Source organism: Streptomyces sp. NPDC054840 (genome assembly GCF_053611065.1).
The window spans coordinates 1-5,636 of record NZ_JBSGZP010000491.1 but is presented as its reverse complement, the minus strand read 5'-3'; the positions used below and the strand labels follow the sequence as shown (position 1 = coordinate 5,636).

Annotated in this window: 3 protein-coding genes; 1 reads left to right on the top strand and 2 read right to left on the bottom strand. The window is 70.8% G+C overall.

Annotated elements, in window-relative coordinates:
* Positions 1–68: 68 nt before the first annotated feature.
* Positions 69–1,595, bottom strand: a complete 1,527-nt coding sequence (gene pelF, locus ACWGIU_RS27670) for a GT4 family glycosyltransferase PelF (RefSeq protein WP_453710212.1) — start codon at positions 1,593–1,595, stop codon at positions 69–71.
* 93 nt (positions 1,596–1,688) lie between these two features.
* Positions 1,689–3,725: a hypothetical protein gene (locus ACWGIU_RS27665; RefSeq protein ID WP_453710210.1), complete on the bottom strand. Its 2,037-nt coding sequence runs from the start codon at positions 3,723–3,725 to the stop codon at positions 1,689–1,691.
* 346 nt (positions 3,726–4,071) lie between these two features.
* Between ACWGIU_RS27665 and ACWGIU_RS27660 the strand changes: the two genes are divergently transcribed.
* Positions 4,072–5,610, top strand: a complete 1,539-nt coding sequence (locus tag ACWGIU_RS27660) for a leucyl aminopeptidase (protein WP_453710208.1) — start codon at positions 4,072–4,074, stop codon at positions 5,608–5,610.
* Positions 5,611–5,636: the final 26 nt, after the last annotated feature.

The following is a 5,636-nucleotide window of genomic DNA, read 5'->3' as shown; positions in this document are numbered from 1 at the left end:
CGTGTCGGCGCCGGCCCCGGCACCGGGGCCGGGGCCGGGGCCGGGCGGCTTGAGCCAGAGGGATCCGCTCACCACAGGCTCCCGTCGGCGGCGAGTTCGCGGTACCAGGGATCGGCGAGCCGCTGGGTCCACTCGTCGCCCGCGTGGACGGGCAGGACGGGCTGGCCGGCCAGTTCGCGGTAGATGTGCCGGAAGCCGTCCACGGACTGATGGAGGGTGAACTTCTCCACCACGCGCTTGCGGGACATCCGGCCGAGCTCGGCCCGGCGCCGGTCGTCGCGGAGCAGGGCGAGGGTGGCGCGGGCCATGGTCTCGGGTTCGCGCGGCGGCACGACGAGGCCGGTGTCGCCGACGGCCTCACGGACTCCGCCGACGTCGGTGGAGACGGTCGTGCGGCCGCAGGACATGGCTTCGATGATGCTGAAGGGGAAGCCCTCGCTGATGGAGGAGAGCATGACGACGCTGCCCGCCGCGTAGGCCTGCGCCACCTGCTCGATGCGGCCCTCGTAGGTGATCCCGTCGGTCACGCCGAGTTCGGCGGCGAGCTTCTCCAGACGGAGCTTGTACTCCTCGCAGCCGGCCGGCACGGGGCCGAAGAGGCGCAGCCGCAGGGCGGGCAGTTCCTCGCGCATGAAGGCGTAGGCCCGGATGAGGGTTTCGAGGTCCTTGATCGGGTCGATGCGGCCGCACCAGCTGAGGGTGGGCACGTCGGGTTCGGGGCCGGCCTCGGGGAAGGCGTGCGGGTCGACGCCGTTGTAGACGGTGCGGATGCGGTCGGACCGGGCGCCTCCGCGTTCCTCCCAGCGGCGGTTGTACTGGTTGCACGGGGTGATCAGGTCGGCCTTGCGGTAGCCCTCGGTGTTGAGCTCGCGGTAGAAGCCGAGCATGAGGGCTTTGACGGGCCAGCGCTGGGCGGCGCTGCGGTAGCCGAGGTAGCGCTCGCGCAGGTAGATGCCGTGCTCGGTGAGCAGGAAGGGGACCCCGTCGAGGTAGGTGGCGGCGAGGGCCGGGAGGGTGGCGAGGCCGCTGCTGACGGCGTGGGCGACGCTGTCGGGCGGGATGCGGACACCGAGCGGGCGCAGTGCGTGTTCCAGCAGGTCGGTGGCGGTGAGCGCGTCGTGGATGGTGGGCGCGGCCTCGGCGGTGACGAGTCCGGGCCGGGTCCATACGGTCATCAGCAGACGCAGGACGGACTCGGAGCGCAGGGCCGGTGCGAGCTTTCCGGCCCGGGCCAGGACGGCCAGTTCGCGCAGGGCCTCGGAGAAGCGGTGCCGGGCGGGATCGGGCTCGGGGTCGAGCAGGGAGAGCAGGAAGCTCTCGTAGACCTCGGTGAAGCGGCGGTGGGCCCTGCCGCGCAGGGCCGACCGGCGGCTGCGGGACGGGAGCGGCCCCCACAGCGGGAAGGCGGTGTGCCGGTAGACGTTGCGGGGCAGTTCCCAGGTGACCGGCTCTCGTCCGGAGCCGGTCAGGGCTATGAGGTTGAAGTCGACCTCCGGCATGCCTCGCACCAGTTGGTCGCACCAGGTGCTGACGCCCCCGTGGACGTGCGGGTAGGTGCCTTCGGTGAGCATGGTGACGTGACGCCCATGACTCATGCGGTGTGTCCCCCCAGGACGGAAAAGGGGCCGGCGCCCGTGGGTTCTCGGAGCGCCGGCGCTAGGTGGTACTCGTGGTGGCTTGCGGGACGGTCAGCTGGGCAGCTTGAGCGTGACGGCGCTCTGGAGCAGCTCCGGACCGGCCCAGGCGGAACGGGTACCGGCGTACGCGGTGCCGAAGTCGGCGGTGCCCAGCAGCAGCTGCTTCCTGGTGCCGGTGGGGGCGGTCACCGGGGCGACGACCCCGGAGGGCGCCTTGATGGTGACGTCGTTGCCGATGCGGTAGGCGGTGACCTTGCCTTCCGCGAGGGCCTTGTCCCAGGCGGCGCGGCGCTGGAACTCGACGCCGGTGTCCTTCATGCTCTGGTTCACGATCGGCGCGCTGGGGGCGTAGAGGGCGCGGTAGGTGTCGAGAACCTGGTTGAGCACCGGGTAGAGGGTCCGGTCCTCGGCGAGGTTGGACTGGTGGACGTAGTGCGGGCGCGGGTCGTTGGCCAGGACGTGGCGCAGGGCGGTGCGGGCCTCGGCCGGGACGATGGTGTCGAGGTAGCCGGTGTTGACGTTCAGCGGGGCCGGGAGGCAGGTGGAGGTCGCCGGGTTGTCCTCGCAGACGCCGCTTCCGCCGTGGGCGCGGCTGGTGTAGATCCAGTTGTACTCGTCGGCCATTTCGGCGTTGGTGCCCGTGTTGTAGTACACGTTCATCGGGTGCCGGGGGACCGTGAGGGCCGCGCCGACCGCGCGCTGCGCCGGTTCGCGGGAGTTGTCGCTGCCCGCCCACTTGACCCCGTTGTCGGCGAGGGCTCCGGCCAGGTTGGGGTTGTCCACGGGCTGCTGCGGGGCGGTCTTGAGGCCGGAGTGCTCCCCGGTGACCAGTTCGGTCCGGTCGGTGGTGATGCCCTTGGAGGCGGCCCAGTTGTTGTTGTCGCGGATCTGGGCGGAGATCTCGGCGCGGCTCATGTACTGGATCACGCCGGCGGAGTTCTTCGTACAGGTCCACGGGATGACGGCGGTGTTCTGGACACATCCGAGGAACGGGTGGGTGTAGGTGTGGTTCATCCAGCGGTACTTGGCGCGGTCGGCGACGAGCTGAGCGGTCATCGCGTCGACGCCGCCGTTCTCGGCCTTCCACTCCTCCCCGGCGCCGCCGTTGAAGAGCATGTCGAGCTTGAAGTTCTTCGACGTCTGCCACTGCGCCGCGTACACGGCGTCGGCGGCGCTCATCCGGATGGTGCTCTCCTTGCCCTCGCCGCCCGCGCAGGCGTAGTCGCCCGGCGTGCAGTTCAGCTCCTTGTTCCAGCGGGCGTCGGGGGCGAAGACGTCGTCGACGTGGACCGCGAAGTAGTTGCGGCTCCGGCCGAGGTGCACCCCCTGGGTCAGCCAGTCGACGATGCCGCGGGCGAGCAGCCGGAACTGCTGCTGGTACTGGTTGTAGCCGAAGGTGACGACCAGTTCGCTGCGGCCGTCGTGCGCGTACTCGCCGACGAGCGAGGCCCGGCCGGAGCCGACTGGCGCGTCGAGGTAGCTGGTGTAGCCGGGGCGCGGCTTGCCCATGAAGCCGAAGCTCTCGGGGACCAGGGCCGAGTTGTCCTCGAAGGTGACCTGGCCGCCGAGGTAGGCGAAGGGGCCCGCCTTGCCGGCCGTGGTGACGGCGGCCTGGGTGCCGTCGAGCTGTCCGCTGTAGCCGCCGTTGTCGGTGTATTCCAGCCCGACGCCCGGGTGGGCCCAGGTATAGGCGTCGACCTGGCGGATGCCGTACGCCGTCTCGTAGGCGGTGAGGGCGGCCATCTCGGCCGAGCCCTCGCCGAACGGGTTCTCGTTCGGCAGGACGACACCCTGGTACTTGGCGCGCGGACGGCCGGTCGCGCTGTCGGCGGGTTCGCTGAGGAAGCCCGCGTTGATGACCGGACGGCTGCTGCTGCCCAGCTCGATGCGGGTGTAGGGCACGCCCGTGTCGCGGAGTTCCGCGGTGATCGCCTCGACCGAGCTGCCGCCGTCGTCGACGACCAGCACCTTCAGGTCGATGCGCGGTGCCACGGCCGCCTGGGCGGTCGTGGCGGGTACTGCCACGGATACCAGGGCAGCTGCCGCCATCATCGCGGCGACCCTGTTCATCCGATTCTTGTTGACCATTTTCGGCCTTTCCCCCCGCAGGCATCCCTCGACTCGGCCCTGGGCGGACAGCCGGAGCTGGGAGGCTCTGTGGAAATCATGCAAAGGAACCCCGCGTCCCCTTGCGAGAGTGGACCGAGTCTTTCGGACCTCGTCAGGTCTACGGGGCAAACCTGGAGCAGAGTCCACAGACGGGTGAACCTGACGGCCTCTCGATCGAACAACTTGCCAAACCTTCGAGTGGCGTACGGACGAGCGCGTACGCGTAGGCTCATTTCCGGCGGCTGTCGGGCCCGAATACGATCGCTACGGATGGCCGTCCCCCCACTCGGCCCACACACACAAACGGAAGCGAGACTTCACCACCGTGACTGCTCTGACTCTCAGCACTGCCGGCGCGACGACGCTCCGCGCCGACGCCCTCGTGGTCGGCGTGGCGAAGGGCCCCAAGGGACCGATCGTCGCCGCGGGCGCCGAGGCCGTGGACAAGGCGTACGACGGTAAGCTCGCCGGCGTCCTCGAGGCGCTGGGCGCTTCGGGCGCCGAAGGCGAGATCACCAAGCTGCCCGCCCCGGCGGGCCTCAAGGTCCCGGTCGTGCTGGCGGTGGGGCTCGGCTCCGTCCCCGAGAAGGACGAGTCGTTCGACGAGGAGGTGCTGCGCCGCGCCGCCGGCGCCGCCGCCCGCGCGCTGCACGGCAGCAAGAAGGCCGCCTTCGCCCTCCCGCTGGAGGACGCCTCCGCCGTCACCGCCGTCGCCGAGGGCGCGCTGCTGGGCGCGTACGCGTTCACCGCCTACCAGGGCGGCGAGAACAAGGCCCGCAAGGAGGCCAAGGGCGCGGCCCCGAAGGCCCCGCTGGGCGAGGTCGCCCTGCTGGGTGCCAAGCCCCGCGACAAGGAGCACAAGGCCGCGGTCGAGCGCGCCGCGGTCGTCGCGGCCGAGGTCAACGTCGCCCGTGACCTGGTGAACACCCCGCCGAACGACCTGACTCCCGAGGCCTTCGCCGCGATCGCCTCCGCGGCGGCCAAGGAGAACGGCATCAAGGTCCAGGTGCTGGACGAGAAGGCCCTGGTCAAGGGCGGCTACGGCGGCATCATGGGCGTCGGCAAGGGCTCCGAGAACCTGCCGCGCCTGGTGAAGCTCACCTACACGCACCCGAAGGCGGAGAAGACCCTGGCCTTCGTCGGCAAGGGCATCACCTACGACTCGGGCGGCATCTCCCTGAAGCCGGCCGGCCACAACGAGACGATGAAGTGCGACATGGCCGGCGCCGCCGCCGTCTTCGCCTCCGTGGTCGCGGCCGCGAAGCTGGGTCTGCGGGTCAACGTCACCGGTTGGCTCGCGCTCGCCGAGAACATGCCGTCCGGCTCCGCCACCAAGCCCGGTGACGTGCTGCGCATGTACAGCGGCAAGACCGTCGAGGTCCTCAACACGGACGCCGAGGGCCGTCTGGTCCTCGGTGACGCGCTGACCAAGGCTTCCGAGGACAACCCGGACGCGATCGTCGACGTCGCCACCCTGACCGGCGCCATGGTGCTCGCCCTCGGCGACCGCACCTTCGGGATCATGGCGAACGACGACGCCTTCCGCACGTCGATCCACGAGATCGCCGAGGAGGTCGGCGAGTCCTCCTGGCCGATGCCGCTCCCCGCGGAGCTGCGCAAGACCATGGACTCCCCCACCGCCGACATCGCGAACATGGGTGTCCGCATGGGCGGCGGCCTGGTGGCCGGCCTGTTCCTGCAGGAGTTCGTCGGCGAGGGCATCACCTGGGCCCACCTCGACATCGCCGGCCCGGCCTTCCACGAGGGCGCGCCGCACGGCTACACCCCCAAGGGCGGCACCGGCTCCGCCGTGCGCACCCTGGTGCGGCTGGCCGAGCGCACGGCCACGGGCGACCTCGGCTGACGACCTCGTTCGATGTGATGTGACGC

Coding starts and splice junctions, on each gene's coding strand:
- pelF (WP_453710212.1), bottom strand. CDS start 1,595: ATGAGTCATGGGCGTCACGTCACCATGCTCACCGAAGGCACCTACCCG.
- ACWGIU_RS27665 (WP_453710210.1), bottom strand. CDS start 3,725: ATGGTCAACAAGAATCGGATGAACAGGGTCGCCGCGATGATGGCGGCA.